We start from the raw sequence: 25,977 nt of genomic DNA, 5'->3' as shown, positions 1-25,977 counted from the left end.
CTTAAACAACTTGGCAGTAAAGTTCCCACAAATAGCAAAGCAATGGCACCCGACTAAGAATGGAAGTTTGACTCCTCACGATGTGAAAGGCGGCAGCGACAAGAAAGTGTGGTGGATCTGCCCTGAAGGCCATGAATGGGAGCGCAGGGTCATGCATCAGGTTCGGAGTAAAATTTGTCCTATCTGTGCTCTGCTTGATCGAGAGGAAATATCCTGAGGAAGTCCAATTGCATAAGCTAACACTTTTTTAGGGGTGTCCACACATTGAGTACATCCAAAAAGTGACGTACTTAGGCCGAAGTAATCCGAGTCATCAAAGAATAAACGAGAAAAAGGTACCGTAATGGGCTTCGACAAAGAGGAAAAATATGATTGGAATTGGTTTAGGTCGAGCATAAACCAGACAGCCAGGACCATCGAGCCGCAGATCAAACAACTACTAGACTTTGTTTCGGAAGTTGATCTAATAGTTCAGCAAGTCGTTGATCGTCCCACAAGCTATGCCTCCGAGCGACCTCAAGATTACGTAGTGTCAATTCTGGTCGTCAGGTCTTTTCGCCTCTTTGTGTCAAGTATGATTTTGAGCCTTTCTGGTTACGCTGACGTTGTCCCGAATTTGAAGAGATCTGTGATGGAAATAGGACTGATGCTCTTGAACATGAGCTCTAATCCAGTGGCAGTAGCTTTAGGATACATGCTTCATAGCGTCCAAGAGGAAATAATTTCAATGGAGACGGAACTAGGACGACTGAATACAAAAGGGGGCAACGCCTTGAATCTGCCGAGAAATCTGGAAGAATGGAAAAACTTTCATTCTCTTCTGGGAGATTTGGCGAAGGACAGAGGACTAATTGCCGAAGAGATCCAGCGAAATTTTGCAAGAACCAGCGTCCGCAGCCTCTGTAGAGAGCACGCCAGTGAAGAATATTATCTAGTAAACTACAAAGCTGATTCTCTTTTCACGCATGGTCTTCATGCATGTTTGGGCGGTCTTGTGGAGGACAATCCAGATCAACGGACATTTATGCTTGGCCCAGCCATTAATCACGCTGATGCTGCAGTAATGGACTCCATTGCCCAGATGACTGCCAATTTAGCATTGGCAGGAGATATTCTTGAGGATGAGGGTGTTGCCCAAAATGCAATGTCGTTGTGCAGGAGAGTTGAGAATCTCATAACAAAGAGCTGGTCAAGAATGCCAGAATAGCAGCCAACTTTTCTTGATCTGTATTTGAAACGCATGGAACTTGAAATCTAGCCGGACCTAGATTCCTTTGGCACTTTTTGGGCCCCTTTTGGCCCCTCGGTGGTCAGTGACGGTCGTCCATGGCCTTCAATGGTTATTGATTTTACAGGGGAATCTCGGCAAGACGGCTCTGGGATTAGCTGGTTGTAAGCCTTCGGGATGCAGGGGTCGCTGGTTCAAATCCAGTCGTCCCGACCACTAACCGGTTGAAATAGTTGAAACACGGTCACATGATAATGTGGCCTTTTGTTTTTGGACCGCTTTCCAGTCACTACTGAGTTACTATTTTTTGACGAACGTCCCGCCACATCTTTCGCAACGAGAATTTCCGTATCGCCATGGTTGAAGGTCATCTGATCTATGGCATTCACTAGTTCTTCGTCACCGATTCGGCCGTACCTATCGCTGACTGATCGTGCTTTGCTTTGATGTCCAAGAATAGACTCGGCTATTTGAAAATCCATTCCGGATCGGCGTGCGTTCGTCCGCCACGTGTGTCTGAGATCATGGAATCGCGGCCAAGGTTCTTTCAGCCCCAAAGCATCACATGCACGTGGCCAAACATTTTTGAACGTTTCGAGCTCGAGTGGACGAGATCCTTTTTTGTCATAGAACAAAAAACCTTGTTACTAAGGCTTGTTACTTTTTGAGTGCCCCTCTCCAGACTGCCCTCTAAAATGGGAATCAACTCCTTATGAATTGGCACTCGTTTCCAATGAGCCTCTTTTGTGGTTTCGGGAGATAACACTATGATTCGCTTGGAAAGATTCACTTGTTTTCTCGTGAGTCCAAGGATTTCCCCGCGCCTCATTCCAGTGTAATACGCTGTCAGCGCCAAAGGTCTAAACCATTCTGGAGTCTTGCTGATGATTAATTTCACATCCCCAAAGCTGATGTAGACCTGACGTTCGCCATCACGAACTGATAGCCCGTCCAGTTATCGCACTGGATTTGCATCAATGAGACGATGCTTTATCAGAACCGAAAAGAGTTTGGATAGTGTGGTAAGTTCCCTATTAACCGTTGCCGGACTCACTTTGTCTGTCAATCGATCATGCTGATACTGCTCGAGCTCCGGTACCCAAATTGATTTTATCGGGCGGTCCACACCAATCTTTGCTCCGATGTTCGCCAGTGACAGCTCATGGCGCCATCGTCCAGGACTGTCATGGATTCCGGGACCCGTTATGAAGATCTTACATGCATCTCGAAAGGTGAGCTCTTGTTTGAGTTCGTCTCCGCCCAAATCTTCCCTTCTCCCCATTTTCGATTTTCATGTGTTCGCTTATTACCTGAATAAGTAGCAATACGCACGACATTGTGCAGACATTGTGTTGTTACTGTGACTATATGTGTATCTATTTTAGTTAAATTCACATTCTAGTGTGTTACTCAATGCTTTTTCTCTCCAGTGTTACGCACTTAGTACGTCTTTATGACAATTATCGGCACACGAATTGGCACTTATTGTCACTTTACCGCAACTAGTTTCGAATACTGCACAATTAGCGCGAGACAAACGTAAACAGAATGGACAGTCGGTGACAAGAATTGTCAGTTTTGCGGGTGCATGTACAGACAGTGTTACGGGTTTGAGGATAGAAAAAGAGTGGGATTTAGGAAGAGAACACGCTCGCTTCCTCATGATATAATGAGTTGAATTACCCAATGTGGAAATGGAGTTGTCCCGTATGGCCTGCTTGAATGATTACTATGTGCGCCTGATTGGATTTCGATCTGATAATTCAGACGGATACACCCAAGGCCAGCTTGATTCTCTCAACTGCGAGCTCTTCCGGAAACTCGAGGGACTCGAGCCCGAGAGTGATGAATGGTATGAGGTGGCGCGGGAATTTTCGGAGACGGCAGAGCGCGTGTGAGATGACGCGCCTACCCCCCGGTATTGGAACCAGATTTTCTCGACCGATTGCGGTCACATACGAGGGTTAATTATTGGTGACAAATTTCTGAGAATTTTTTGGTGCGATTTTGTGGCGATACTCGAAATACTCTCAATTATTGCATAGACGGCATGGTCTTCAATTTACAGTTTTTCGCATCTTCTTGTTTTGGAACCAGAATTTAATTGACGGTTATCTTGGGTACGTCTTACACTATGAGCAGGCATGATATCGGTTCGTTACCTACTATAAGATGTGAGATCGCCAAGAGAGGCATGCTATAGTTAGGAGAGTCTCGTCGGCGTTCTTTAAGTACGCCTGCGTGTAGCAGAGCATCATCTGTATTTGGGAGCTTTTCGAGGCTTGTCTGATTCTTTGAGTAATTCACGACAGTGATTCCTTTTTACTGTTTATACTGAAGGGGGACCAGAATGAGACTCATGCTTGGCGGGTTTATTTGTTTAGCACTTGTAGCATTTGTCTTCGCATTTGCTAATGCAGAAGAGTTTTCGGGAGGAGCAACTATTCTTCCAATCGATGAAGGTCTACCTCAGTCGGCATTCAATCTCAAGACCGATACGGCCTCAATTTATCTTGAAAAAGCCGTTTTGTTCAAAGAGAATGGATGGATCACAAGAGACAAAGAAATAGCGGTAACTGCCCGCATGACAATTAATTCTCAAAAGAAAGATCGTACTTCGGGATCATTAACTATCAGTCGCGTTTATAAATTTGATGTTTCCATATACGATGACGGAAAAATTGAGATTCCTCTCAAAAGTCTTCCATTGCTAGACACGTTTCGATTAAGTGGAAGCGAGTATTTCGTTACCAGCATCATTGTGGACCTCTCGCTGAGCAAGAAGAGAGATAAAACAGACTTCTCAAAAACCCTGCAGACGATCATTGCTGTCAGCAAAAAGATTCCTGTGCCAGGGAACCCCTACGTTGAATTTGCATCCGTATTTGGAGACTCCTGGAGCGAGGTTATAGATAATGCGATTAAGGAGGGAGCTGACACTGTTCCGTTTGCGAGTTTCGGTGTACGCTTCTTACAAGGGGAAAAAGCTGCATATTATACTGAGAAGCCGGGCGTCCATGCGATAGTGATTGGACCTAGTCAAAGAGATTCGGGGGCACTTCCTTTAGAGAATCTCGTTGGCAAAAATCTTTCGTATGACGCTGTGGAAGGGCTTAAGTACCAGGGCAGCCGACTCAAAAATAACCATATGATCGTGCGGATTATAGCGAGCACAGATCCGTGGCTAGCTGCTCTAGCGATGCATGAGACGGTAAAGCGAATCGATACTGAAGCCTCCGCTGCAATCGCCCTCTCTAAAGCCAAGAAACTGCCATCGTACAATCTGGAGGCACTTGTTGAGGCTTCTCCTTCTGAGAAGTCAGATGTCCTCACATTAGGCAATCGATGGGAAGGGGCGATCAAGGAGCTAAACGCCATTAGAGGTTACAATCCTATTGGTGACAAACAAAAGTGGTAACAGCAACCCCCTAATGGAGAGGCAAGAAACCTAGCCCTGGGGATCTTCTAACCATTAGCCCTGCGCTCCTGGTCAGGTCGAAAGTCTCGCTATCGCAGGCCAGGTCAAAAGCGATTAGGTTTTGAAAAAACAATTTGGAACTATCTGAAAGGAGCGTCTATGGAAAAAATTGCCATTATTTCGATGACTGTCCGAGTGAAGGAAGTTTCTCCTGCCGATATTGAAAAAAACAAAGAGCTTTTTCGTGTCTTTTTAAGCCAGACAATGGATAAACAAGCAGATGATTTTGTAATAAAAGCGGTGCCAATCCTTCCCAAGTGCGTGGGAATCAGCAAGATTGATCGACGAACGCTCTTCTCAGGGATGGCCGTGCGAAGAGCAAAAACTGAGCAATTCGAGTTTCTGAAATCCGACCTTACAAAAGGTATCATCTCTTTTTTAGATCATAATGAAATTAAGACAGAAGTTCCCAACCCAGTCACTATCAATCTTTATCACATCAATAATTCAGTAGATGAATTTGTGGCAGCTTCAAACAAAGCTCTTGACGCATTAAACAGCGGGCCATTGAAGTCCTCTCAAATTGCTGGTGCTACTGGCCTAGATGATCAGCTTAACAATATTTTGTTGTGTATGCTTGAAGAACAAGGCTTAGTCCGGAGACAGGAAACAGACGAAGTTGACGATATCTTTTATCTCATAACGTTTGAAGCATTCCGCATTGATCAAAAGTGAAGAAACCGAGGAGAATTTTGATCTCGTCCGGGGTAGGAGTCTTGTTGGTTTCATAATCTGCGACGGAGTTACCAGTATCCATAGTTTATCTCGCCTCCCCTCTCGGTTTTTCTCCTGAGTGGCGCGGCTATCGAGACAAAATCAAGACAAGACTGGTCAAGCTCGGCCATTCCGTTTTGGATCCCTGGGAGCAAGTCTTTCATCATGAGATTGAGCAGGCAAAGCTGATTAATGATTGGCCGGCACGCATGAAACTGTTCTGGGATATAGCGGCGCGGATTGGCCGAGCAAACGAAGATATGATCCGCGAATGCCACATTATCCGTTGCGTCCTGGACGGTCTTGAAGTCGATTCCGGTGTTACTAGTGAGATTGGCTTTGCCGCTGGAATCGAGAAGAAATGTTACGGGTTACGAACGGATTTCCGAAACTGCGGTGATTTTGGCGGTATTCCGATCAATCTGCAGGTGATTTGGTGGATTGAGCGAAGCGGGGGACGGTTGTTTAGAGGGTGGAAGCGGTGAATTTCTGACGGAACCGTAATCCTTTTCGACTGAGTTCAGCTTTCGTTTATCAGATTTACGTGATTATATTGGTTCAGCTGTTTCTTGCTACCTTGAGAACGAAATCTACATTCTTGTTGTATATGACCCATCGTCTTGCTTGTTGAATTGTCAGGGTATTGGTATTTCTGACTTCTCCTGCTGAGATCGGTCTTACTATGGGTTCAGGTGGGCTCAACACACCTGGGGAAATTGAACGTGAAAAGAGAGTCAGTAGAACTCTTGGAAGAAGCGGAAATATGAGAAAAACGCCTCGTGAATTGCCTATATCAACGCCTAGTGCTGGTGCATAAGGCGAATGCATAAAATCAAAACAGGGCCAGTCAGATGTTAAGAATTCATAATCGAATGAACAGGAAAGCAGCATTCTCAATTTTTGAAAAAACTTGTTTCTAACGTAGTCAAATCCTGTGGTGACGAAGTTGGCGGGTTTGAGTTGTTCTCTGAGCTCTTCATCTGGAATCTTTGCGGGTATAAGCTCGTAAGCCTTTCGTTCCATTGCTCCTGGGATTCGCAGATATTGGTACGCAGCGAATTCTTTGATTTGTTTCCGTTTTTCTTCAACAAGAAAATCCTGTAAGGCTCTTGTGAGTTGTTTTTCTTGTGAAAAATTCGGGTGCTGCTGAACGATGCTATTCATTTCCTGTAAAATTGGGGCGGTCTTGTCCTCCATTTTTTTCAAAACGTCTTCTATTGAGTTGTCTGGAAAATCTCTATCGTGCTCATAATAGTAATTTTCAAAAACAATGGATGACGGACTAAGATTTTTGATCTTATTGTGGTAGAGATCGTACGTCCACACCTTATCCAACCCTGGAATAAGCCAAGATTTCAAATAAAATCTTGGAACATAATGCTGCTTTCGAGTAATTTGTTTTATTACGGTCACTTTTCGCATCTCAAGATATGCAGTAATTCAGAACGACCACCATAGTGCTAATATCACTAAAGCGGTCAGAGGGATGGCCAAAGTCATACAGCCCATTTTGGCACCGAATTTCCTTTGACGTCCAGACCTGGTGAACGGGATACCGATCTGTCTGGATAGTCGCGATTTGGCCGCAGAGTAACCGGAGAGGCGTTTCCATGAGAGGCCGCCGAAGTTCATGGGAAGGGTCCTTTCAGTTTTCTTATGAAATTTCTGTCTTGAATTCAAAGACTCTTTTTAGATGATTGAGGCTACCATATGTAATCTGTTTGTCTCGTTGGAGTCTCCCAACGATTATTCCAGGTGCTATGCCTTGCTGTTCAGCAAATAACCTGATTGATTTTTCGGAAAAGATTTTATTCTTTATGAAATCACGATAACTCTTGGCAGGTATCAAGAAGTCCGCTGCAAAAGCATCCGCTTCTTTTTCTTGATCACTTTCAGGTGTGTCTTTCTCGTCCAGAAATGTCTCTTTTTTCCCGTGGTGCAAAATGTGGGCAGACTCGTGAAAGAAACTGAACCACAAATGATCATCTCTTTTGTGGCGAAGACTGAGGATGATCAGCGCTTTGTCCTTTGTGAGCCAACGTGTTGCGCCACTGAGACGCGTATTCTTAAATTCTGGCACAAAAACTAATGCTATGCCGGCTTCTTGGCAAAGTGTCTTCATTTTATGTTCAAAATCGGATGAGCTTGTTAAACTTCTTATCTGATTCAAGGCAGCAAGAAAGGTATCTCTGGAATATGGTGCAGTTTCTATTCTTTCTGCCACCAGTTCCCCTATTCTCAACCAGGTAGCTACAGCTTCGGGTGCGCTCTTGAAGGACGGAGAATGCCTATATGCCACAAGCATGGAAGCATAGCGCTTCTCCCAAATTTCTATTGACGCGACAGCGAAGAAATTCAAGAGCTTCCTGACGGCATCAATTGCATCGTCCGGCTTTTCTATAAACCCTCTTTTGGCGAGCTCATTGACAGGGAAACGTTTCGCCCATTGCCGCTGAGTATTGAGTTTATCTTGTTCGGCTTTGTTGGCATGGTGTAAACGATACGCGGCTTCAAGGTTGTTCCATATTGCCGCGGAGACCCCCAGCACCCGCTCAAACTGGATAGCTGTTTCTGGTAGAACTGGAGCTTTCCCGTGAATTATGAGACTTACAGTCTTATCCGAGAGGCCGCATCGTTCGGCGAATTCTTTCTTTTTGATCCCCCGCGCCTCGAGGGTTTCCTCAAGAATTTCTCCAGGTGATATGACATAATCCGGAGTAAATTTATTGGCTGTTTGTGTGATCATCAGTGATAGTCCTTTACTTCCAGTATCGTAATCGCAGTGACGTTACTGGTGATGATATTACCGTCTTCTGACCTCGGAATAGGATTATGGTTTGGCTCAAAAATAAGCCGAAACGGTTGTTTCAAATCCACGGCAAATTGATTTTTCCTGTCCCCTTTCAGTTGGTGTCTTCGCTCTGGCTTATCGGTCGGTACATCTGCAAGCGTTGGTGCGGCGCGAAGTATCCACATCCGCCTTTGGATGAGTCGCGCTTGCTCGGGACCGTATTCTTTGCGAAGACGTTCCTCTGAGTTGAAAATCTTCATCAATTTCTTAGACTTGAAATCTATATCCATTTCCTATCCATACCTGAAAACACTTTACGTCATAGGTAATGAAAAATCAAGAGGACTCTGCCTATTAAAAGAATCTCTTTCAAGTATGGCCCCTGTCCTCAGCATCCTTGAGGGTGAATACGCCGAAAACGAGATGCGGAAAGATTTTACTAAAAGTGAGAGGGTCGCAATAGCGGCAGCATTGGAACGGGAGATGGGAAATCGGCAAGGACAAAGGACTGACTTGAAGAACGATAAACTTCCGAAACCAGTTTCGGAAGTTTCAAGAGGCACATAACTCGGATGGGATTCCGCTCCAGAAGTCTCATAACCAGTATGTAAAGGATTAGTGCCGCATTTACCTATCCGAGTTATCCATTTCTCGATTCACACACGAAGAAATACCGATCCATAGCATAAGGTTCCCGATGAGTAGAAGAAGCGCCTTCATTCCTCTGATTTCTCGACAACGTCAACCACATCATAGAGGAGGTGGCCACTAAATTCGCAGATCGTTTCGATCTTTTCGCCTCTAATTCGATAGATCTGACGGTTGCCGGAGTCGTCCTGCAAATCCACGTATGCAATTCCCTCATACACGAAGACATCCATATTTGAGTCACATTCAGCTCTATCAATCAGAATCTCATTCAGTTTCGTGTCGGGGATCTTGGTGCGGGTTGCGTCCGTAACCGCTAGGTCTCTCCCTTTGCAACCGCGTCCTCCAACACGTGAGAAGTCAATACGGACCACGTTGTCTGGTGTCCCGTCGTTATTGATATCCACAAGAGCCAGCCCTTCTATCGGGTCTTTTGACAAGTTTGGGGCTCCCAGGGGCAAAGGCCCAAGCCCGTGCGTCAGGCCATATCTGGCATGATGAACACGGCCCAGACGGGCTTCCAAACAAACTCCGTTTTCCTTTCCCGCAACGAGTTCGACCATCGGCTCTTTTCGTGGGCTAAACTTGCACACTGGCATGAATTCCCCGCTTCTGGAGAGTCGCCAAAGCTTGCCCAGCCGGCCGCCGTGATGAGAGAGGACATAATATCGTGTACCCACATTGAGAACCGAGAGGTCGTAACATTCATAGTCGCCAACCTCTTGCACGGCGGACCCTTTCTTGCCTGAAAGCACGTAGCCAACGCTCACGTGAGCGGTTCCCTGAACCGAGATGATCAGATGGTCGGGGGTACCGTCGTTGTTGAAGTCGTGACGCCAATACGATGGGCTACAACCGTAGAGTGTACCCAGTGTATCTTTGCCGAAGATACGTTCGAGCTCCTCCATCGTTGGCTGAGAGTCCTCAGGCGGCACTGAAAGGTTGTCGAGAACGAAATCTACCACAACTTGACAAGCTTCGGCGTCGGACTTTATCGTCTTGGCTGTTCCACGTGACATTGTTCTGAGCACCGATGAAAGCTGCTTTATCCGTGTCACGTATGCATCCTTAAGGATCGACGGATCAATGCATTGGTCACGGACGTTGCTAAGCCACGCTCGCTGTTGCCTCTCCAGCAGCAACGGATCTGCCGCTCGTTTCAATGTTTCGGCGTATAACGCTGCCAGGTCCTCGTCGCTTTTGGAGAGTGTCTGGTCTGCGCAGATAAGTTTCTCCGCTTCAGATGTTGCTTTCTCACAGTCAAAGCTAGCCGCATGGATGTTTCCGGTAATTATGAGAAGAAGAAATATGCCTGGAACAAGGGTATGTATCTTCATGGCTTAGTCCCCAGCTCGTTGTTCGATTACACTCTGTCTCTTCACCGATCTAGGGCGTAAACAACCGCCTAGTGCCTTTCTCCCCCAGAGCTCAACATACCATCGGTTTGTGCATCTGTGATGACAATAATGAGGAAGATTCATGGAAATTCTGTAAACAGCTCACAGCAGCGTCTTGACTTTCACAGCAAAAAATTTTACAAGAAATTATACAGATGACGGGGATGGAGTCCCCCCAAAATGCTCGTAATGAGCTGATGACTCCTACCGCTACAGATTGTGCGGTGGGAGATCGGCATAAGTGGAACCCACCGAAAGGTGGGTTTTTTATTTGGCGTGAAATCTTTGATTTTGTCGCAGGATCTGAACCGGAACAGTCGGCTCCAGAAGGGTATTCGCCATGCATTCTCAAACGAGCAACCATTCTGAATGTGAAATATCCGCATCTGAACATGAATCCAGGGCGGCACTCGATTTTCAAATTCTCGTTGGTGAAGCCATTAAGACTGTGGATGGACTGGGGCCAGAGTTCATCGGAGACTCTGAAAAACTGCTATTTCTGCGGGAACGCTTGGAAGAAGGGCGTTTTCACCTTGCTGTTTTAGGTCAGTTCAAACGTGGCAAGAGCACCCTGCTCAATGCATTTCTCGGAGAAGCCCTGCTGCCCACTTCAGTAGTTTCGCTCACGGCCATACCGACTTTTCTGCAATACGGTCCCAAGATTTTGGTACGGGTATCTTATCAGGACAATCGTCCAGCGAGAGAATTCTCAGGTGAGAGTCTTAAGGATTTGGTTTCGATTTTGGAGGGATTCGTCACTGAAAAAGGGAATCCTAAGAATCGACTAGGTGTGCTTCATGTGGATATTTTTCATCCTGCCCAGATTCTTCAGCACGGCGTCGTTCTCATAGATACGCCTGGAATTGGTTCCACCTTTACTCATAACACAGAGGCAACTCTCAATTTTCTCCCTCAATGTGATGCAGCGTTATTTGTAGTGTCCGCCGATCCACCTCTTACCGAAGTGGAAGCGGAATTCCTCAAGAACGTACACTCCAGAGTGTCCAGGCTCTTCTTCATATTCAATAAAGTTGATTACCTGAGTGCCGAAGAGCTGCAAGAAGCAGTAGGTTTCTTCAAGAGAGTCTTAACCGAAAAGACTCAATCATCGAACGATCATCCCATTTTCTGTGTCTCGGCTCGCCGGGGACTAGATTCTAAGCTCATTGACGATCCAGGACTTTGGACTGACAGTGGATTATGCGAAGTAGAAAACCATCTGGTGGGATTCCTCGTTTCTGAAAAGGCCAATGCTCTTCGTGAACCTGCTTCTGTACCTTCCGGAGCTTCTACCGGGGAGAATGAAGCACTTGAATTGCGTGATGGAGATAAAAACCGGTACGGTGGGAAAGGCGTCCTGAAGGCTGTGGACAATGTGAACCGAACAATTGCACCAAAAGTGGTCGGCATGTCTGCAACGCAACGGGCGGAAATCGATCGCTTAATGATCGAATTGGATGGAACCGCCACCAAAAGCAAACTTGGAGCCAATGCTATTCTGAAGACCATTCGGAGCGCGGACAAAATGATCTTGGGTTCGTGCTTCACCAACTGGGTGTCACTTTCTGAACTCGAAAGTCGTCATCTTCGCAGATATGGTGAGTTGCCTCCAGGATTGCCGAAGTACACTCAAAAACATTGAGGATATAGTCACGCTTAGAATTCGTAAGTAATTCTGCACGACTCACGGAGGCTTTATGGACAACACTTGGTATATAGCCACGGTTTGGATCGGACTGGCGCTCCTGGCAAGCGTCATCTCGATGCGAACCGCCATTTCAGTAGCTCTCGTTGAAATTTGTGTCGGCGTCATAGGCGGAAACTTTCTGGGGCTGGACCCCAAAACAGAATGGATAAGTTTTCTGGCGGGTTTCGGAGCGATTCTCCTCACTTTTTTGGCTGGAGCAGAAATCGAACCCGATGTTCTTCGCAAGTACGGCAAAGAGAGCATCAGCATAGGTTTTCTCAGTTTCTTGCTGCCATTCTTGGGTGCAATGGCTTACGCATTGTATGTGGCTAAATGGACCCTCGAAGCTTCAATGATTTGCGGCATAGCACTGTCAACAACGTCTGTTGCAGTGGTTTATGCAGTAATGGTGGAAACAGGCTTGAACAAGGAAGAATTGGGCAAGCTTATCCTGGCGGCGTGTTTCGTCACCGATCTTGGGACCGTTGTTGCGCTGGGTATTCTGTTTGCGCATTACGATTTGTGGTTAATCATATTTGCCGTTGTGACCACGATAGTCCTCATCGTCACGCCATGGTTCACAAGGTGGTTTTTTAGGGTATTCAGCGGTCATGTAAGCGAGCCGGAAATCAAGCTCCTCTTCTTTCTGCTGTTTGGTTTGGGCTGGCTTGCTACACACGCAAATAGCGAGGCAGTCTTGCCTGCATATCTGCTGGGCCTGGTAGTGGCCGGATTATTTAAGGATCACAAGGAAATGGTGCGGCATCTTCGCACTGCAACGTTCGCTCTGCTCACGCCCTTCTACTTCCTCAAAGCCGGGACAATAGTATCCCTTCCGGCCATTCTAACCAGCATCGGTTTGATTATTGTCTTGCTAGTGGTTAAGGTGTCTGCGAAATTTATCGGAGTTTTTCCTCTGACCTCAGCATTTCGTTTTTCCCGGAAGATAGGCATGTACACAACATTGCTGATGAGTACAGGTCTCACATTTGGCAGTATTTCCGCCCTGTTCGGTTACACCCGAGGCATCATAACGCAGGAACAGTATACGGTCTTAGTTACCGTGGTAATCGGGAGCGCAGTAATCCCCACACTCATTGCTCAATGGTTCTTCGAACCCGAGCATCATGAAGTAAATGGAGATTGGCAGAAATAAATTCGGGCATTGGCTAAGAGGTGAAGATGTTTAAGAAAATATTGGTTGCATTTGATGGATCTGAAGGCTCTCGTATTGCATTGAAGAAGGCTATCGAACTGGCTTCCGCTTTCGAGGCGGAACTCCATTCGATATCCGTAGAGGTCGACCTCCCGAAATACGTTGCCACAGTCGGTGAGTTCGAGGAGGTTAAACTCCAGAAGGATGCCTATTTCGAACAGCTCAACGAAGAAGCCCGGGAATTGGCTAAGGCTGGAAAAACGATGATAAAGCGGCATGTTGTCGCCGGTCATGCGGTCGATAGGATCGTGGAGTTCTGCAAATCGCAAGGTTTCGATCTTGTCGTGGTGGGCTTCACCGGCCATAGCCGCATTTTCGAACGTATATGGGGAGGGACTTCTCGAAATATTGCAAGGTTTTCCCCGTGCTCTGTCCTGATCGTGAAGTGATCAAGCTCGCGTCTCGTGTTTGAAGGGAATAGTTATGAAATACAATGCTCTCATTTCTTCTGACTGGAATGAATGCCTAGCACGATCTCATCGGTTGTAACGATGGTTACTCGAGTTGCTTGACACTGGCTTTTCTATATGTAACATTGGTTACATATACTGGTTCAGATAGGAGGGATTTCCTATGGGCGATCAGAAACTCATGAAAAGCCAATTACATGCATCAAGACAATCCTGCGACATTTCACCGATGAGCGCAACGAAGTTCGTGGTCCTGATCGGGGTCGTCAGTCTGTTTTCGGATTTCACGTATGAAGGCGCTCGAAGTATAACTGGACCGTTCCTGGCCATGTTAGGAGCAAGCGCAACAGTTGTTGGGGTAGTAGCTGGATTTGGCGAACTCATCGGATATGCGTTGCGACTTGCGTCAGGCTACTTTGCTGACAAAACACGACAGTATTGGACTATCGTGTTCCTGGGCTATGGCATGAACCTGTTGGCAGTGCCTCTTTTGGCGCTGGCTGGCCACTGGGAACTAGCTGCGGTTCTGATGATCGCGGAAAGAATGGGCAAAGCAGTCAGAACGCCAGCCCGTGATGTGATGCTTTCCTGCGCTTCCGATCGGATTGGGAGGGGATGGGGATTCGGTCTGCATGAGGCTTTGGACCAGATAGGAGCCATTCTCGGCCCGTTGGTCGTGGCTGCTGTTTTTCATTTCAGAGGCGACTATCAGTCCGGATTCGGGTTATTGCTGATCCCGGCTCTTATTGCATTAAGCGTGCTTTTCACCGCATATAAGCTGTACCCCAATCCCCAGGATCTCGAACCGGCATCGGTCAAGTTGCAGAGCAATGGCTTCCCCAAGACGTACTGGTTTTACGTGATTGCCATCGGCTGCGTTGCAGCCGGATTCGCTGATTTTCCTCTGATAGCCTATCACTTCAAGAAAGTAGCCGCAGTTCCGGATTACTGGATTCCGATCTTTTATGCTGTGGCAATGGGTGTTGATGCCTTGACTGCCCTACTTTTGGGGCGGCTCTTTGACAGGCTGGGCTTTTCGGTGATGGTCGTAGCCATCCTGCTGTCATCGCTTTTTGCTCCTCTGGTATTCATGGGTGGATTCTATTGGGCTCTCGCAGGAATGGCTTTGTGGGGCGTAGGCATGGGAGCCCAAGAGTCCGTAATGAGGGCTGCCATCGCGGGCATGGTTCCAAGGAACAGGCTCGGCTTTGCTTTTGGGGTGTTTAATACAGGCTACGGATTGTTCTGGTTTCTGGGAAGTGCGCTCATGGGCATCCTGTACGATTTTTCCGTGAGCAGCCTCATTGTGTTCTCAATGGCATCGCAACTCATTTCTGTTCCAATCCTCCTGACGGCTAAAAAGGAATTCAGACACTGATCATATGACGATGAAAGAAAGTTCCCATTGACTCTCATGTTACTCCGGGTAACAATGGTTACATGAGATGGCTCTTTTTTTCATATACACTTCCGTCACGCCCGTCACGAGCAAGGGTCTCCGTTTGGAGGCAGATCAAGAAGCTCGGAGCGGTCAATTACCAATCCGTCTGGGTTCTTCCTTATTCGAGCGAGCGCGTCAATGAAGTCAAAAAGCTCATAGAGGATATTGAGAACTGGAAGGGTGAAGGTCTGCTCATCGACGGCAAAGTCTTGAACAGAGACCAGGAAGATCGGATCAACAGGGAATTCGTAGAATCGAGAGACGAAGAATACCGTGAGATCATAGGTAAATGCGAAGATTACGCGAAAGAAATCGAATTTGAGATAAGCAGGCAGAATTTCATTTTTGCCGAAGTCGAAGAAAACGAAGAGGAGCTTGAAAAGCTAAAACTGTGGCTGAAAAAGGTAGAAAAAAGGGACATCGTGGAAGCACCCTTGCGCGAGGCAGCCGCAGAAAAAATAAAGACTTGCGAAAACCTATTTCAGGATTTCGCACTGAAAGTCTATGAGCACAGCCAACTCAAGGATCGAAAAAGGAGGAAAAGCGTCGCCAAGGAGCCATCTGAACCTAAAGAATGAATGGACGAAATTTTGTCGGGTTCAACCAGATTGGCCGGAGCAGTCGTCCAAAGGCTGATCTACAATTATGAAGTATTTCTGTCCGAAGGTAACCTTAAGGAAGTCACCCCATCTTATGGATAATTGCTGAGGGTCATAAAACAAGGGCACCTCTTGCGGCCTCCGCTGTGATCTCATTCCTCGATCTGTCAAACGAATAACTATCGGAATACTGGTTAAAATGAGATAGGTTAAACATCAAAGCCGTGAGCCATCTGCGAAGCTTTTTGGGCGGGACTCACATTGTGGCGTCTGCTCTGCCCCTAAGTCTGCCTCAGCGAGATCGACGGTAAGCGGATGCAGCCGATCGGCAGTCACTCGGATCATGACCAAAGGAAACGTAATTTATCGCGGGGCACTAGCTTAACAGTAGAGTAGAGGGTGACAGAATATTTGTCAAGAAAAAATAAGCTACGATACAAATTATGATCCTGACAGCCCCCCGGTGATTTGACCGTTATCCCCCGCTTCTCATGCGGAAAAACAAACGGTCCGCCAATCGCTGACAGGTCTAGACTGATGCTTACCGGGAGTCAGGGGCTCGATGTTCCATCACTGCTCGTAGATCAGGTACATAACTCTTATGCTTACCCGCTGGCGAGATAGGATATATCAAAAACATTTGGAAACCTGCCTCTTAAAGCCAGCGCGATATCCACGCGGTTGCTAGTCATGAACGGTTTTGCCGCCGAAGATAGGGATTAGGGGGCAACAGAATATATGTCAGCAATTAAAAATAACTTGACAATAATTCTGACCGCTCGCTATAGAATAGTCACGTCGTTCGAGTATTTCTTTGGATTCGATCATCTCCGTCGCAAGTCAACCGGAGGGTAGACGCGACTCGAAGGCCGTTGGACCTATATCCGGAAGTTCGACAAGAATGCTCTGCCTGAACCACTTCGTTCTGGCGCGATCCTACCGGGGTCTTATTTCGATTCCGAAACGTGGAGCAACTGACACTATTCGGATCTTTCTGGCCGAGACTCCATGTGGGCAGCATTTGAAGATCCGAGGAGGCTTCAGAGTGTATAAGGAAATCGTAATTGTCGGAGCAGTCAGAACCCCATTCGGGCGATACTGCGGAGCACTGAAAGAATTTGATTACTACGATCTCGGCGCTCTGCCGATCAGGGAGCTTTTGGTCCGAGCGCACTTGCCAGGGGACGCGATTGACGAGCTCTGGTGGGGAGTGGGCGATACCTCTGTATGCAAAGACGTCTACACTCCTGTTGCAGCGCGCCAAACGTTGCTCAAGGCTGGCCTGCCTGCTGAGACTCCTTCGGTTTCGCTGGACAAGGCATGCGTATCGGCTATGTCCGCTGTTCACTACGGTTGTAGGGCTATTGCCGCGGGAGAGATCCAAACCGCCATCGCAGGTGGGGCGACCTCTTTTAGCCAGGAGCCGCTCATTGTCAGGGGCCTTCGCTGGAAAGGGTTTCGCATGGGAAACGTGGCTATGGAAGATCCGCTTTTGGCCCTGGGATACAAAGACTTCAACCCTGTCTCGGTGGACAGCGATAACGTGGCAGCGGAGCATGGGATTTTTCGTGAAGAACAGGATGCCTGGGCATTGAGAAGCCATCGGAATTATGGTCGGGCGTGGGATGATGGCAAATTCAGCGATGAAATGATGCCCATCGAGATACCGCAGAAAGGTGGGGAACCCAAAATTCTCGACATCGACGAGCAGTTCCGGCGTGATGTGACAATGGAGAAACTTGCCGCTCTTCCCGGCATCTACGGGTGCAAAGGCATAACTGCGGGCAATGCACCGGGATTGAATGACGGCTCCGCTGCCCTGCTCTTCATGACGCGGACAAAGGCCAAGGATTTAGGGTTGGAGCCGCTGGCCGAAATCGTGGCGATGACCTCTGTCGCAATCCTGCCGAATCGTCTTCCGGAGGCTCCGGCAAAAGCCATTCGAAAGGTGTTGGACCTGACCGATCTCACCCTGGACGACATCAAGCTCATAGAGATCAACGAGGCGTTCGCTGCCGTGCCTCTTGTCTCGACGCTCCTTCTGGCTGGAAACGACAAGACCAAAGCGGAAGCTATACGTGCCAAGACCAACGTGAACGGAAGTGCGATAGCCACGGGCCACCCTAACACAGCGAGCGGGGCCAGACTTATCATGAATCTCATGTACGAATTGAGGCGCCTTGGCGGCGGCTATGCATTGGCCGCCATCTGCGGAGGTTTAGCTCAGGGTGATGCATGTGTACTGAAGGTTTCGTAGAGGTGGCACTCCGACTTTGCCATCGGATTTTCATTCGAGGCTTGAACGGTTTTGAGGGAATTCTCATTAACTTGGCCGGTGCAGGCGGGTCACGCGTCTGCGGGGAGAGATGTCTCCGATGAATAATCTTGAAAAGGTGGGAGTTGTTGGGGCTGGCCTGATGGGCTCTGAGATAGCGCTGTGCTTCGCGATTTCAGGCAGCCGAGTAATGTTGAAGGATGCCTCCTTGGAGTTAGCCAAACGCGGGATAGATCGATTGAGTTCTGTTCTCGATCGGAACATAGCCAAGGGACGATTCGAACAGCAAAACAAGGAAGCCACCCTGGCTCGCATCGTTCCCGTCGACGCATGGGATCCTTTCGAGGAAGCAAAGGTGGTCGTAGAAGCAGTTTTTGAGAGTTTCCAGGTCAAAAGTGAGGTGTTCAAGAACTTGGATCGAGTGTGCAAGCCCGAATGCCTGCTCTTCACCAATACCTCCAGTATCCCGATTACGCAGCTCGCTTCCACTGTGCAACTTCAACGCCGCTCCCGTTTTCTCGGCACGCATTTTTTTGCTCCCGTGTCCGTGATGCTGTTAGTAGAAGTCATCGTGGGACTCGAGACGAGCGAAGAGACAGCGGCGCAGGCCCTCGAGATCTGCCGTAAGATCGGCAAGACTCCGATTCGGGTTAAGGACGTGCCCGGCTTCGCAGTTAACCGGATTCTTCATGCGATGTTAATAGAAGCCTGCCGCTTGGTCGAAGAAGAGGTGGTCACCGTAGAGGATTGTGACATCGCCTGCAAGCTGGGCCTCGGACATCCTATAGGTCCCTACACTCTCATGGACTTGGCCGGAAATGACCTCTGTCTGCAGGTCCAGGAGATACTGTACCAAGACTATGGCGAGCGATTCATGCCGCGTCCGAATTTGAAGCAAAAAGTCTACGCAGGGCATCTGGGCAGAAAGGCCGGAATAGGCTGGATCAAGTACGGCAAATTGTGACTCCCGGCTTGGAAGGAGAATCGGACTATGAATGTTACTCTAACACCGTGCGCTGTTATAGCTAAGGAAGATCCGAAATGGGGTGAGATACCGAAAGGGATCGTCGTGCTTCAACCGGGTTCAAAGTTGACCTCGCAGGACATCGTGAACTTTACAAGGGAACGAATGGCTCATTTCAAAACCCTGAGAGAAGCAGAAATAGTGCCGGAGCTGCCTAAAGGCGGTACAGGCAAGATACTGAAATCTGTGCTTCGTAAGATGTACGGCAAGTAGACGAGGAGACGACATGCAGGCGCTAAGTGGTCATAGGGGGAACCCTGTGCGTGACACCGGAGACACTGAGGTATCCGGTACCAGGTCGAGGATTTTGTGCGCGGCCGAGGAGGTCATGTCAGAGAAAGGGCTTGCCGGGTCATCCATTTCGGAGATAGCTCGAAAGGCTGGAGTGGCCGATTCCGTCATCTATCAGTACTTCAAAGGGAAACAGGATCTCCTCTTTTCTGTGCCCGGAGAAAGGATGAAGGAGGTTTTGGCCATCCTGGTGGAACAACTCACCGGTATTCAGGACGTGCAGAGTCAGTTACGAAAGATGATCTGGTTTCATCTGAGGTACAACGACACCCACAGAGGTTATGCACGACTCTTACTCTTGGAGTGCCGCTCATCCAACGCTTTTTACGATACGCCTGCCTATTCGTTGGTCCGGGAGTACTCGGGCATTCTTTCTTCCATAATCGAGCGGGGTGTCGAGGAAGGCAAGTTTCGAGCGGACGTTCAAACCAAACTCGTCCGAGACGTCATTTTGGGGACACTGGATATGGAAGCCGTAGGGTCTCTTGCAAGCGGCGAGATACCGGACAGTGAGGCGGATTTCGAAGACATTATGACTCTGGTGGACGCCATGATCGGCCTGAATGAGCCTCAAGAGACCGGGAGAGTCAACAGGATGGACGCAATCATGAATGCCGCTCAGAAGGTGTTTGCGGAGAAGGATTACCGCCAGGCCAGGATCTCGGAAATAGCCAAGCTGGTCGGCATCTCGGACGCTACCGTGTACGAGTATTTTCGGAACAAGGAAGACATACTCTTGTCCCTCGCGGCCAAGCGCTTCGACACCTACTTGCTGGATGTTTCAAACGTATTCGAAATCAAGGACCCGGTCCGCAAGCTTCGCAGGTTGATCAAGTACCATTTCGGCATCTTCCTCAGTGAACGCGAATTCTTGAAGATCTTTCTATTGCAGCTCCAGCTCAATAGATGCTTCTACGGGTCAAAAGCGTTCGACGCGTTCCGTTCATACTACAGCGTGATTGAGGATGTAATCCAAGAAGGAAAAGAAGCGGGTATTTTCTCTTCGGCGGTCAACAAACGGGTCTTCAGAAACATGTTTCTGGGTGCATTCAGCCACTTGGCGCTGCGTTGGCTCATCGTGCGCGAATCCACCGACACTGACAGGATGGAGGAGATAAATGAGGTGACTGACCTGCTCGCATCGGCTGTGACAGTGCAGACTGTTCGAGACTAGCCGACAAAGGATTGACTCGACTGAATTCGAAGAAAGGGCTTTATGAAACTCAAAGACAAAGTCGCGATCGTAACGGGCGCCAGCAAGGGCATCGGCAAGAGCATAGCCATTCGTTATGCCGAGGAAGGGGCAACCGTCGTGTTGGCCAGTCGCTCGGAAGATCTGTTGGCCTCCATCGCTAGCCGGATACAGGATTCCGGAGGCCGAGCCCTCGCGCTGACCGTCGATGTGAGACGTCCGGAAAGCCTCGAAGCTGTAGTCAGGAAGACCGCAAGCGAGTTCGGTCGCTTGGACATCATGATTAACAACGCAGGTATTTCCATGGTACACCCATCGGAGGACCTCAAGCCGGAAGACTGGCAAAGAGCGCTTGAAACAGACCTCTTCGGCGTCTTCTATGGCTGCCAGTCTGCAGCTCGACAGATGCTGAGCCAGGCAAGCGGCGGTTGCATCATCAACATTAGCTCTATGTATGGAATTATCGCTGCTCCCATGCGGGCAGCCTATTGCGCCAGCAAAGCCGGCGCTAACATGCTGACCAAGCTCCTCGCCTGCGAGTGGGCTGCAAAAAACATTCGCGTCAACGCTATAGCACCGGGTTACATCCGGACCGAACTGGTGCAAGGCATCATAGACAAGGGCATGCTCCCTGTGGGTGCCATTCAGAAGAGGACCCCTCAAGGACGCATCGGGGAGGTCGACGACCTTCTGGGCATTGCCGTGCTTCTTGCAAGCGACGAAAGCTCATTTATGACCGGTGCCGTCATACCTGTAGACGGCGGATGGAGCGCCTACGGATATCTCTGAGAACAATCCGGGAAAGGTTCATGCAAGGCGATGGAAATCTTGATACTGGGACTCGTGCGCGGGGCTTTGTACTCCCTCATCGCGGTGGGCTTTGTGCTTGTATTCAGCGTGGGGGGCATCCTCAACCTTGCTCACGGCACCTATTACATGTTGGGAGCGTATCTGACGTTTATCTTCTGTTCTCTGGTCTTTCAAAGTGCGAGCACGGGCGGGTTGCTACTATCTGCAGCTCTATCCTTGCTTTCAGTCGGGTTGATCGCCGCTCTGGTCTACCAGGTCCTGCTCAGGCCCAATATTCAGTCCGTGACGTATGTCATGGTCATGACCCTGGCCCTGGCCCTTTTTGCAAGCGAGATCATGTCACTTCTTTTCGGGGTCTCCGGAGCATCGATTCCCAGCCTCGTAGAAGGCAATACCCGTATCGGGAGTGTCAAAGTAGTCAATCAACAACTTGTCCTGATCCCGGTGGTTCTCTGCATCTTGCCTGGACTCTGGCTCTTCTTGAAAAAGACCAGGATGGGACAGGGAATAGATGCAGTAGCTCAACAAAGGCTCGCAGCAATCCTCGCCGGAGTAGACGCGGATCGCGCTCTGCTCATGACCTATTCGTTGAGCGCAGTCATGGCCGCCTGTGCGGGCATCCTGATTGCGCCGGTATCTTCGGTAGTCCCTGACATGTGGCTTTTCCCGCTGATTAAGGCCTTTGCCATTGCTATCCTCGGCGGCATGGGTTCCCTCGTCGGTGCAGTCATAGCCTCTTTTCTCATGGGATATGCGGAAGTCTTCACTTCTTTCTTAATAGGCGAGCACCTGAGCGAAATGCTCGCACTTGTAGTCATTGCCCTGGTTCTCATTGTAAAGCCGTCCGGAATCCTGGGACAGAAAATGAGATGATCGATGAAAGCTAAATCCTGGTTTCTCTCCTGGTTTCGCAACGAGGCCCCCGCAGGACTGATTGTGTTGGCGGCGGGTTTCATCTTCGGCGTGCTGTCGGATCAGATATTCTACATTGAAATTATGACTCTGGCTGCAATTTATGCCGTGTTCGCGATGAGCTGGGACATACTTACCGGTTACACGCATGATGTGAATTTCGGGTTTGCTTTCTTTGTAGGCGGAGCAGGATACATTTCGGGCATCGCCAATCTTCGTCTTGGCTTGTCTCCTGCTCTAACTATCCCTCTGGGCGCTCTAACCGCCGGGATTGCGGGAATAATTGTCGGTTATCTGACTCTCCGTCTCAAAGGGCCGTACTTTGCGATGGTTACGCTTGCCTTTGCATCGATTCTCTTCAAGCTGGCCTTTCTCCTCTATTCCTATACAGGAGGAGAAGAAGGGATTTCCGGGTTGACCGGACTGACCTCCGACCCTCGCCATGACTTCCTGGTTGTGTGGGTAATTACTACGGCTGTGTATCTGCTGCTCCGGGCTTACGCCAAATCGAAGCATGGGAGCATACTTAAGGCTATTCGTGCCGACGAGGACGCCACTCAGTCCTCCGGAATCAACACTGCCTATTACAAGATAGAAGCGTTCGCACTGAGCGGTTTTCTCGGGGGAATTGGAGGAGCTGTCTTCGCTCACTCCCAAATGCAGGTCGGGCCTACGATGCTTTCCGGACACATCTCCATCCTTGTGGTCCTGCTGGCGATGATCGGTGGGATGGGGACCATTGTAGGGCCGCTTATCGGGGCCATCGCCCTGTCTCTCGTCAACGACTATTTGAGAGTTATAGAGCAGTATCGGATAGTTATATATAGCGGATTGCTAATCCTCTTAATATATTTGGCCCCCGAAGGTCTTGTCAACCTGCGCTTCGTCAAGAGATCCAAGATGCTTTCTTTCCTCTTTCACGGGCAGGAGAAGATGTGATGAGTCTGCTTGAAGTCAACGGCCTCGTCAAACGTTTCCGCGGTCTCATGGCTCTCTCCGATCTCAGTTTCTCGGTGGAGCAGGGTGAAATTGCAGGCATAATCGGGCCGAACGGCGCCGGAAAGACGACAGCGTTCAACTGCATCACAGGATTTACCGCCGTTGATGCCGGGTCTATAACATTGTCCGGCACGCCGCTGAGGGGCAAGAAACCTCACGAAATTGTGAATCACGGCCTTTCACGAACCTGGCAACTGGTACGCCCTTTCTTCGGAATGAGGGTGATCGAGGCTCTCTATGTACCATCGTATTGCCGACGTTCAAGATCCTCTCCGGAAGTTTCTGACGACGTAGAATCCCGCATCGCCCGCACAGCGGAATCACTTGGCCTGACGGATCGGCTCGACGACTGGGTAGATAATCTCAATCAGGGTGAATTGCGCCTGCTGGATATTGCTCGAGCAATGGTGACCAATCCTTTAATCCTCCTGCTGGATGAGCCGTTTTCCGGTTTGTCGCACAGAGAAATCGCCAGAATATCGGCCACAGTGCAGGCTCTCAACAGTGACGGTCTTACTGTGCTGATTATAGAGCATCGATTACGTGAACTGATGAAGATGGTGCACAAAGTCGTGGTGGTCAACTTCGGTCGAAAGATAGCCCAGGGAACTCCCGCTGAGGTGGTAAAGGAACCGCAGGTTATCGAGGCCTATCTGGGAAGAAAAGGAGTCGATCTTGGCCTGGCTTGAAATACGAGATCTCAAGGCCTTCTATCATGGTACCGAGGTTCTCCATGGACTCGATCTCCGTGTGGACGAGGGTGACTTCGTCGCAGTGATAGGCAGCAATGGAGCTGGAAAAACCACACTACTTCGCTCCATTTCAAGGCTGATCGCCGTTCAGGGGAGCATCCTTTTCGGCGGACAGGACATGGTCCGTTCAAGACCGAGAGATTGCGTCAGACAGGGGATCGTTCACTGCCCCGAAGGTAGGCTGCTGTTCCCGGAGATGACCGTGCTCCAGAATCTGATGATGGGAGCGTTTCTCAGACGCGACACGGATGGGGTCAGACAAGACCTGGAAAGAGTCTACGACTATCTTCCTACTCTGGCCAACAGGAAGAACCAGTGGGCTGCAACCCTTTCCGGAGGCGAACAGCAAATGGTTGCTATCGGCAGGGCGATCATGGGGCATCCCCGGCTGTTGACCCTGGACGAACCTTCATTCGGGCTGGCACCGCTCGTGGTAAATGCCATCTTCGAGGTCATCAAACGCCTGAATGCCGAAGGAGTAACTATCCTGCTGGTTGAGCAAAATGCATCGTTGGCACTTGAGTTCAGTAGATTTGCTTACGTCCTCGAAGAAGGCCGAATCGTGGATGAAGGCCTGAGCATCGGGCTTTCCACCAAGAAATCCATTCTCCAGGCTTATCTTGGCATGGATTAAATCGCTCCCGGATCTTGACTCCGTGATGAAGCCGTGCGGCAGGCTATGTCTGGCCGTGCAAGCATTCATAAACCGCTGCGGAGTCCCATTAGGGACATCGCTTTCAACCAACCATTCACCAGAGTAGGAGGAGAAGATGAGAGGAAGGATGTGGTGGGGCTTTGCGCTCTCGGTATTGAGCTTGCTGGTATTGCTGTCTGTCGGCATCGCCGCGGCTGCGGAGACGATCAAGATCGGGGTTATTGCACCGTTCAAGACCCCCTCCGGGGAAAGTCTTCTGAATGGAGCCAAGATGGCCGTCGATGAAATCAATGCCAGTGGCGGCATCATGGGGAAGAAAGTTGAGTTGATCACTGCCAATACGGAGTACAAGCCGCAGGTCGGCGCCACGGCCTACAAGAAGCTGGTGATCGAGGACAAATGCCAGGTGGTGTTCGGAACGTGTTCATCCGGAGTGGCAAAATCAGTCATGGACCAGATGGGGCGCTACAAGGTTTTGTTCATCTCTACCGGGGCGGCTTCCGAAGCCCTGGCCGATCAGTACAAGTCAGATAAGGAGAAATACAAGTACTGGTTCAGAGTCATGCATCAGTCGGGAGACTTGATAGACGCTCTCCAACAATTCATGTGGGAACTGCCTATCCAGAAGATGGGGGCCAAGAAGATGGCAATTATGGCTGAAAATGCCCTCTGGACTCGAGACATGGTCAAAGCTGCCGAGGAGTTCTTTAAGCAAAAGGGTGTCGAAACCGTTTACTCTGAATTCTTCGATGGTGAGACAAAGGATTTCACCCCTGTCTTCACCAAGATCATGAATGCCAAAGCGGACTACATCTATGAGATCTCGGCCCATGTGGATGGTGCGCTGTACATAAAGCAGTGGTACGACCTTAAGGGTCCCATGATCGGGGGTGTCTCAGGCACCGGTGCATCGGACCGCTACTGGAAAGACAGCGGAGGAAAGGCTGTTGGAGAGACACTGGTGGCAATGGGCTCCTTTAGAGTCCCGCTGACCCCAAAATCTGTCGAATTTTTTGACAAATATAAGCAGCTCTTCAATGAGGCACCCGGTTATACTTCCGGTTATACCTACGACGCTCTGTACATATACAAGAATGCCGTGGAGAAGGCCAAGACTAGCGACTCGGCCAAGCTTGTCCCCGTATTGGAAAAAACCGATCAGGTCGGCGTCGTGGGAAGATGGGTCTTCGATGACCTTCACAACGCCAAGTACGGCCCCGGGTACCGAGAACTGCCCATGGTACAGTGGAGGGAAGACGGCAGCCGTCAAGTAGTGTGGCCTGCCAACGTGGCCACTGGGGAATACATGTTGCCGCCATGGATGAAGAAGTAATCGGCAGTTCCGAAGAGGCGACTGCACAGTCGCTGGAAGTTGCCGAAAATCGGTCGGGGAGAGACTTTTCTTCAATAGCCCCCTCCCCGATCTTCCTTGCGGGAAATGCATCAGGCAATTGCACA

The 25,977-nt window shown here is 49.2% G+C and carries 27 protein-coding genes, 2 pseudogenes and 1 riboswitch; of the genes and pseudogenes, 22 read left to right on the top strand and 7 right to left on the bottom strand.

What is annotated here, in order from left to right:
* Positions 1 to 10 precede the first annotated feature (10 nt).
* Positions 11 to 217: a zinc-ribbon domain-containing protein gene (locus tag DESTI_RS31905; protein WP_492222824.1), complete on the top strand. Its 207-nt coding sequence runs from the start codon at positions 11 to 13 to the stop codon at positions 215 to 217.
* Positions 218 to 343: 126 nt separating this feature from the next.
* Positions 344 to 1,207, top strand: coding sequence for a DUF5677 domain-containing protein (locus tag DESTI_RS10910; protein WP_014810015.1), 864 nt, complete (start codon positions 344 to 346; stop codon positions 1,205 to 1,207).
* A 215-nt stretch (positions 1,208 to 1,422) separates the two neighbouring features.
* Here the strand turns inward: DESTI_RS10910 and DESTI_RS10905 are convergent, their stop codons facing one another.
* The 3 genes from DESTI_RS10905 to DESTI_RS10900 form a co-directional block, all read right to left on the bottom strand.
* Positions 1,423 to 1,863 (bottom strand): tyrosine-type recombinase/integrase, encoded by a 441-nt coding sequence (locus DESTI_RS10905; protein ID WP_041286134.1) that lies wholly within the window; start codon positions 1,861 to 1,863, stop codon positions 1,423 to 1,425.
* Complete coding sequence (locus DESTI_RS31735; protein ID WP_353743188.1) at positions 1,776 to 2,057, bottom strand: site-specific integrase; 282 nt, start codon at positions 2,055 to 2,057, stop codon at positions 1,776 to 1,778. The genes DESTI_RS10905 and DESTI_RS31735 overlap by 88 nt, the downstream gene beginning before the upstream one ends.
* A gap of 126 nt (positions 2,058 to 2,183) precedes the next feature.
* Positions 2,184 to 2,510 carry a phage integrase gene (locus tag DESTI_RS10900; RefSeq protein WP_041286133.1) on the bottom strand — a complete coding sequence of 109 codons (327 nt, stop codon included), beginning with the start codon at positions 2,508 to 2,510 and terminating at the stop codon, positions 2,184 to 2,186.
* A gap of 427 nt (positions 2,511 to 2,937) precedes the next feature.
* Here DESTI_RS10900 and DESTI_RS10895 point away from each other — a divergent pair, with 427 nt between their 5' ends.
* From DESTI_RS10895 to DESTI_RS10880, 4 genes are all read left to right on the top strand, one after another.
* Positions 2,938 to 3,126, top strand: coding sequence for a hypothetical protein (locus DESTI_RS10895; RefSeq protein WP_014810014.1), 189 nt, complete (start codon positions 2,938 to 2,940; stop codon positions 3,124 to 3,126).
* A 452-nt stretch (positions 3,127 to 3,578) separates the two neighbouring features.
* On the top strand, positions 3,579 to 4,646 hold the full coding sequence (locus DESTI_RS10890) for a hypothetical protein (RefSeq protein WP_014810013.1): 1,068 nt from the start codon (positions 3,579 to 3,581) through the stop codon (positions 4,644 to 4,646).
* Between the two features lie 159 nt (positions 4,647 to 4,805).
* Positions 4,806 to 5,381, top strand: a complete 576-nt coding sequence (locus DESTI_RS10885; protein ID WP_014810012.1) for a hypothetical protein — start codon at positions 4,806 to 4,808, stop codon at positions 5,379 to 5,381.
* Positions 5,382 to 5,461: 80 nt separating this feature from the next.
* A complete protein-coding gene (locus tag DESTI_RS10880; protein ID WP_014810010.1) occupies positions 5,462 to 5,905 on the top strand; it encodes a nucleoside 2-deoxyribosyltransferase in 444 nt (147 codons plus the stop codon).
* Positions 5,906 to 5,978: 73 nt separating this feature from the next.
* Here the strand turns inward: DESTI_RS10880 and DESTI_RS10875 are convergent, their stop codons facing one another.
* From DESTI_RS10875 to DESTI_RS10855, 4 genes are all read right to left on the bottom strand, one after another.
* On the bottom strand, positions 5,979 to 6,833 hold the full coding sequence (locus DESTI_RS10875) for a DUF4238 domain-containing protein (RefSeq protein WP_014810009.1): 855 nt from the start codon (positions 6,831 to 6,833) through the stop codon (positions 5,979 to 5,981).
* A gap of 241 nt (positions 6,834 to 7,074) precedes the next feature.
* A complete protein-coding gene (locus tag DESTI_RS10870; RefSeq protein WP_014810007.1) occupies positions 7,075 to 8,166 on the bottom strand; it encodes a HigA family addiction module antitoxin in 1,092 nt (363 codons plus the stop codon).
* Positions 8,166 to 8,501, bottom strand: coding sequence for a type II toxin-antitoxin system RelE/ParE family toxin (locus DESTI_RS10865; RefSeq protein WP_014810006.1), 336 nt, complete (start codon positions 8,499 to 8,501; stop codon positions 8,166 to 8,168). The genes DESTI_RS10870 and DESTI_RS10865 overlap by 1 nt, the downstream gene beginning before the upstream one ends.
* A gap of 426 nt (positions 8,502 to 8,927) precedes the next feature.
* A complete protein-coding gene (locus DESTI_RS10855; RefSeq protein WP_014810005.1) occupies positions 8,928 to 10,196 on the bottom strand; it encodes a lysozyme inhibitor LprI family protein in 1,269 nt (422 codons plus the stop codon).
* Positions 10,197 to 10,407: 211 nt separating this feature from the next.
* Positions 10,408 to 10,470: riboswitch (Fluoride riboswitch) on the top strand.
* 126 nt (positions 10,471 to 10,596) lie between these two features.
* On the opposite strand from DESTI_RS10855, the pseudogene DESTI_RS31380 reads away from it, so the two are divergent.
* The 16 genes and pseudogenes from DESTI_RS31380 to DESTI_RS10780 all read left to right on the top strand — a co-directional run.
* Positions 10,597 to 11,406: pseudogene (locus DESTI_RS31380) on the top strand (dynamin family protein); the annotation flags it as partial.
* A 117-nt stretch (positions 11,407 to 11,523) separates the two neighbouring features.
* A pseudogene (gene eno, locus DESTI_RS31375) lies at positions 11,524 to 11,757 on the top strand (phosphopyruvate hydratase); the annotation flags it as partial.
* Positions 11,758 to 11,953: 196 nt separating this feature from the next.
* On the top strand, positions 11,954 to 13,099 hold the full coding sequence (locus DESTI_RS10845; protein WP_014810003.1) for a cation:proton antiporter: 1,146 nt from the start codon (positions 11,954 to 11,956) through the stop codon (positions 13,097 to 13,099).
* Positions 13,100 to 13,125: 26 nt separating this feature from the next.
* Complete coding sequence (locus tag DESTI_RS10840; protein WP_014810002.1) at positions 13,126 to 13,548, top strand: universal stress protein; 423 nt, start codon at positions 13,126 to 13,128, stop codon at positions 13,546 to 13,548.
* A gap of 184 nt (positions 13,549 to 13,732) precedes the next feature.
* On the top strand, positions 13,733 to 14,947 hold the full coding sequence (locus DESTI_RS10835; protein ID WP_014810001.1) for an MFS transporter: 1,215 nt from the start codon (positions 13,733 to 13,735) through the stop codon (positions 14,945 to 14,947).
* Between the two features lie 62 nt (positions 14,948 to 15,009).
* A complete protein-coding gene (locus tag DESTI_RS10830) occupies positions 15,010 to 15,588 on the top strand; it encodes a Chromate resistance protein ChrB (RefSeq protein ID WP_014810000.1) in 579 nt (192 codons plus the stop codon).
* 922 nt (positions 15,589 to 16,510) lie between these two features.
* Positions 16,511 to 17,866, top strand: coding sequence for a thiolase family protein (locus DESTI_RS10825; protein ID WP_083846708.1), 1,356 nt, complete (start codon positions 16,511 to 16,513; stop codon positions 17,864 to 17,866).
* Positions 17,867 to 17,984: 118 nt separating this feature from the next.
* Complete coding sequence (locus tag DESTI_RS10820) at positions 17,985 to 18,848, top strand: 3-hydroxyacyl-CoA dehydrogenase family protein (RefSeq protein WP_014809998.1); 864 nt, start codon at positions 17,985 to 17,987, stop codon at positions 18,846 to 18,848.
* A 27-nt stretch (positions 18,849 to 18,875) separates the two neighbouring features.
* Positions 18,876 to 19,121 (top strand): AMP-binding enzyme, encoded by a 246-nt coding sequence (locus DESTI_RS10815; RefSeq protein ID WP_041286130.1) that lies wholly within the window; start codon positions 18,876 to 18,878, stop codon positions 19,119 to 19,121.
* Between the two features lie 13 nt (positions 19,122 to 19,134).
* Positions 19,135 to 20,373, top strand: a complete 1,239-nt coding sequence (locus DESTI_RS10810) for a TetR/AcrR family transcriptional regulator (protein ID WP_014809997.1) — start codon at positions 19,135 to 19,137, stop codon at positions 20,371 to 20,373.
* Between the two features lie 42 nt (positions 20,374 to 20,415).
* On the top strand, positions 20,416 to 21,180 hold the full coding sequence (locus tag DESTI_RS10805) for an SDR family NAD(P)-dependent oxidoreductase (RefSeq protein WP_014809996.1): 765 nt from the start codon (positions 20,416 to 20,418) through the stop codon (positions 21,178 to 21,180).
* Between the two features lie 30 nt (positions 21,181 to 21,210).
* Complete coding sequence (locus DESTI_RS10800; protein WP_014809995.1) at positions 21,211 to 22,074, top strand: branched-chain amino acid ABC transporter permease; 864 nt, start codon at positions 21,211 to 21,213, stop codon at positions 22,072 to 22,074.
* A 3-nt stretch (positions 22,075 to 22,077) separates the two neighbouring features.
* On the top strand, positions 22,078 to 23,052 hold the full coding sequence (locus tag DESTI_RS10795) for a branched-chain amino acid ABC transporter permease (protein WP_014809994.1): 975 nt from the start codon (positions 22,078 to 22,080) through the stop codon (positions 23,050 to 23,052).
* Positions 23,052 to 23,801 (top strand): ABC transporter ATP-binding protein, encoded by a 750-nt coding sequence (locus DESTI_RS10790; protein WP_014809993.1) that lies wholly within the window; start codon positions 23,052 to 23,054, stop codon positions 23,799 to 23,801. Before DESTI_RS10795 ends, DESTI_RS10790 begins: the two co-directional genes overlap by 1 nt.
* On the top strand, positions 23,788 to 24,498 hold the full coding sequence (locus DESTI_RS10785; RefSeq protein WP_014809992.1) for an ABC transporter ATP-binding protein: 711 nt from the start codon (positions 23,788 to 23,790) through the stop codon (positions 24,496 to 24,498). Before DESTI_RS10790 ends, DESTI_RS10785 begins: the two co-directional genes overlap by 14 nt.
* A 136-nt stretch (positions 24,499 to 24,634) precedes the next feature.
* On the top strand, positions 24,635 to 25,852 hold the full coding sequence (locus tag DESTI_RS10780; RefSeq protein ID WP_014809991.1) for an ABC transporter substrate-binding protein: 1,218 nt from the start codon (positions 24,635 to 24,637) through the stop codon (positions 25,850 to 25,852).
* The last annotated feature ends 125 nt before the right edge of the window (positions 25,853 to 25,977 follow it).

It is taken from the genome of Desulfomonile tiedjei DSM 6799, from assembly GCF_000266945.1.
GTDB lineage: Bacteria > Desulfobacterota > Desulfomonilia > Desulfomonilales > Desulfomonilaceae > Desulfomonile > Desulfomonile tiedjei.
Note: the sequence above shows the minus strand (reverse complement) of the source record. Positions and strands in the feature narration are given on the sequence as shown.

Coding starts and splice junctions, on each gene's coding strand:
- DESTI_RS10835 (WP_014810001.1), top strand. CDS start 13,733: ATGGGCGATCAGAAACTCATGAAAAGCCAATTACATGCATCAAGACAA.
- DESTI_RS10795 (WP_014809994.1), top strand. CDS start 22,078: ATGAAAGCTAAATCCTGGTTTCTCTCCTGGTTTCGCAACGAGGCCCCC.
- DESTI_RS10830 (WP_014810000.1), top strand. CDS start 15,010: ATGAGATGGCTCTTTTTTTCATATACACTTCCGTCACGCCCGTCACGA.
- DESTI_RS10805 (WP_014809996.1), top strand. CDS start 20,416: ATGAAACTCAAAGACAAAGTCGCGATCGTAACGGGCGCCAGCAAGGGC.
- DESTI_RS10800 (WP_014809995.1), top strand. CDS start 21,211: ATGGAAATCTTGATACTGGGACTCGTGCGCGGGGCTTTGTACTCCCTC.
- DESTI_RS10865 (WP_014810006.1), bottom strand. CDS start 8,501: ATGGATATAGATTTCAAGTCTAAGAAATTGATGAAGATTTTCAACTCA.
- DESTI_RS10790 (WP_014809993.1), top strand. CDS start 23,052: ATGAGTCTGCTTGAAGTCAACGGCCTCGTCAAACGTTTCCGCGGTCTC.
- DESTI_RS31735 (WP_353743188.1), bottom strand. CDS start 2,057: ATGAGGCGCGGGGAAATCCTTGGACTCACGAGAAAACAAGTGAATCTT.
- DESTI_RS10855 (WP_014810005.1), bottom strand. CDS start 10,196: ATGAAGATACATACCCTTGTTCCAGGCATATTTCTTCTTCTCATAATT.
- DESTI_RS10895 (WP_014810014.1), top strand. CDS start 2,938: ATGGCCTGCTTGAATGATTACTATGTGCGCCTGATTGGATTTCGATCT.
- DESTI_RS10820 (WP_014809998.1), top strand. CDS start 17,985: ATGAATAATCTTGAAAAGGTGGGAGTTGTTGGGGCTGGCCTGATGGGC.
- DESTI_RS10885 (WP_014810012.1), top strand. CDS start 4,806: ATGGAAAAAATTGCCATTATTTCGATGACTGTCCGAGTGAAGGAAGTT.
- DESTI_RS10900 (WP_041286133.1), bottom strand. CDS start 2,510: ATGGGGAGAAGGGAAGATTTGGGCGGAGACGAACTCAAACAAGAGCTC.
- DESTI_RS10890 (WP_014810013.1), top strand. CDS start 3,579: ATGAGACTCATGCTTGGCGGGTTTATTTGTTTAGCACTTGTAGCATTT.
- DESTI_RS10810 (WP_014809997.1), top strand. CDS start 19,135: ATGCAGGCGCTAAGTGGTCATAGGGGGAACCCTGTGCGTGACACCGGA.
- DESTI_RS10780 (WP_014809991.1), top strand. CDS start 24,635: ATGAGAGGAAGGATGTGGTGGGGCTTTGCGCTCTCGGTATTGAGCTTG.
- DESTI_RS10815 (WP_041286130.1), top strand. CDS start 18,876: ATGAATGTTACTCTAACACCGTGCGCTGTTATAGCTAAGGAAGATCCG.
- DESTI_RS10845 (WP_014810003.1), top strand. CDS start 11,954: ATGGACAACACTTGGTATATAGCCACGGTTTGGATCGGACTGGCGCTC.
- DESTI_RS10825 (WP_083846708.1), top strand. CDS start 16,511: ATGCTCTGCCTGAACCACTTCGTTCTGGCGCGATCCTACCGGGGTCTT.
- DESTI_RS10910 (WP_014810015.1), top strand. CDS start 344: ATGGGCTTCGACAAAGAGGAAAAATATGATTGGAATTGGTTTAGGTCG.
- DESTI_RS10840 (WP_014810002.1), top strand. CDS start 13,126: ATGTTTAAGAAAATATTGGTTGCATTTGATGGATCTGAAGGCTCTCGT.
- DESTI_RS10870 (WP_014810007.1), bottom strand. CDS start 8,166: ATGATCACACAAACAGCCAATAAATTTACTCCGGATTATGTCATATCA.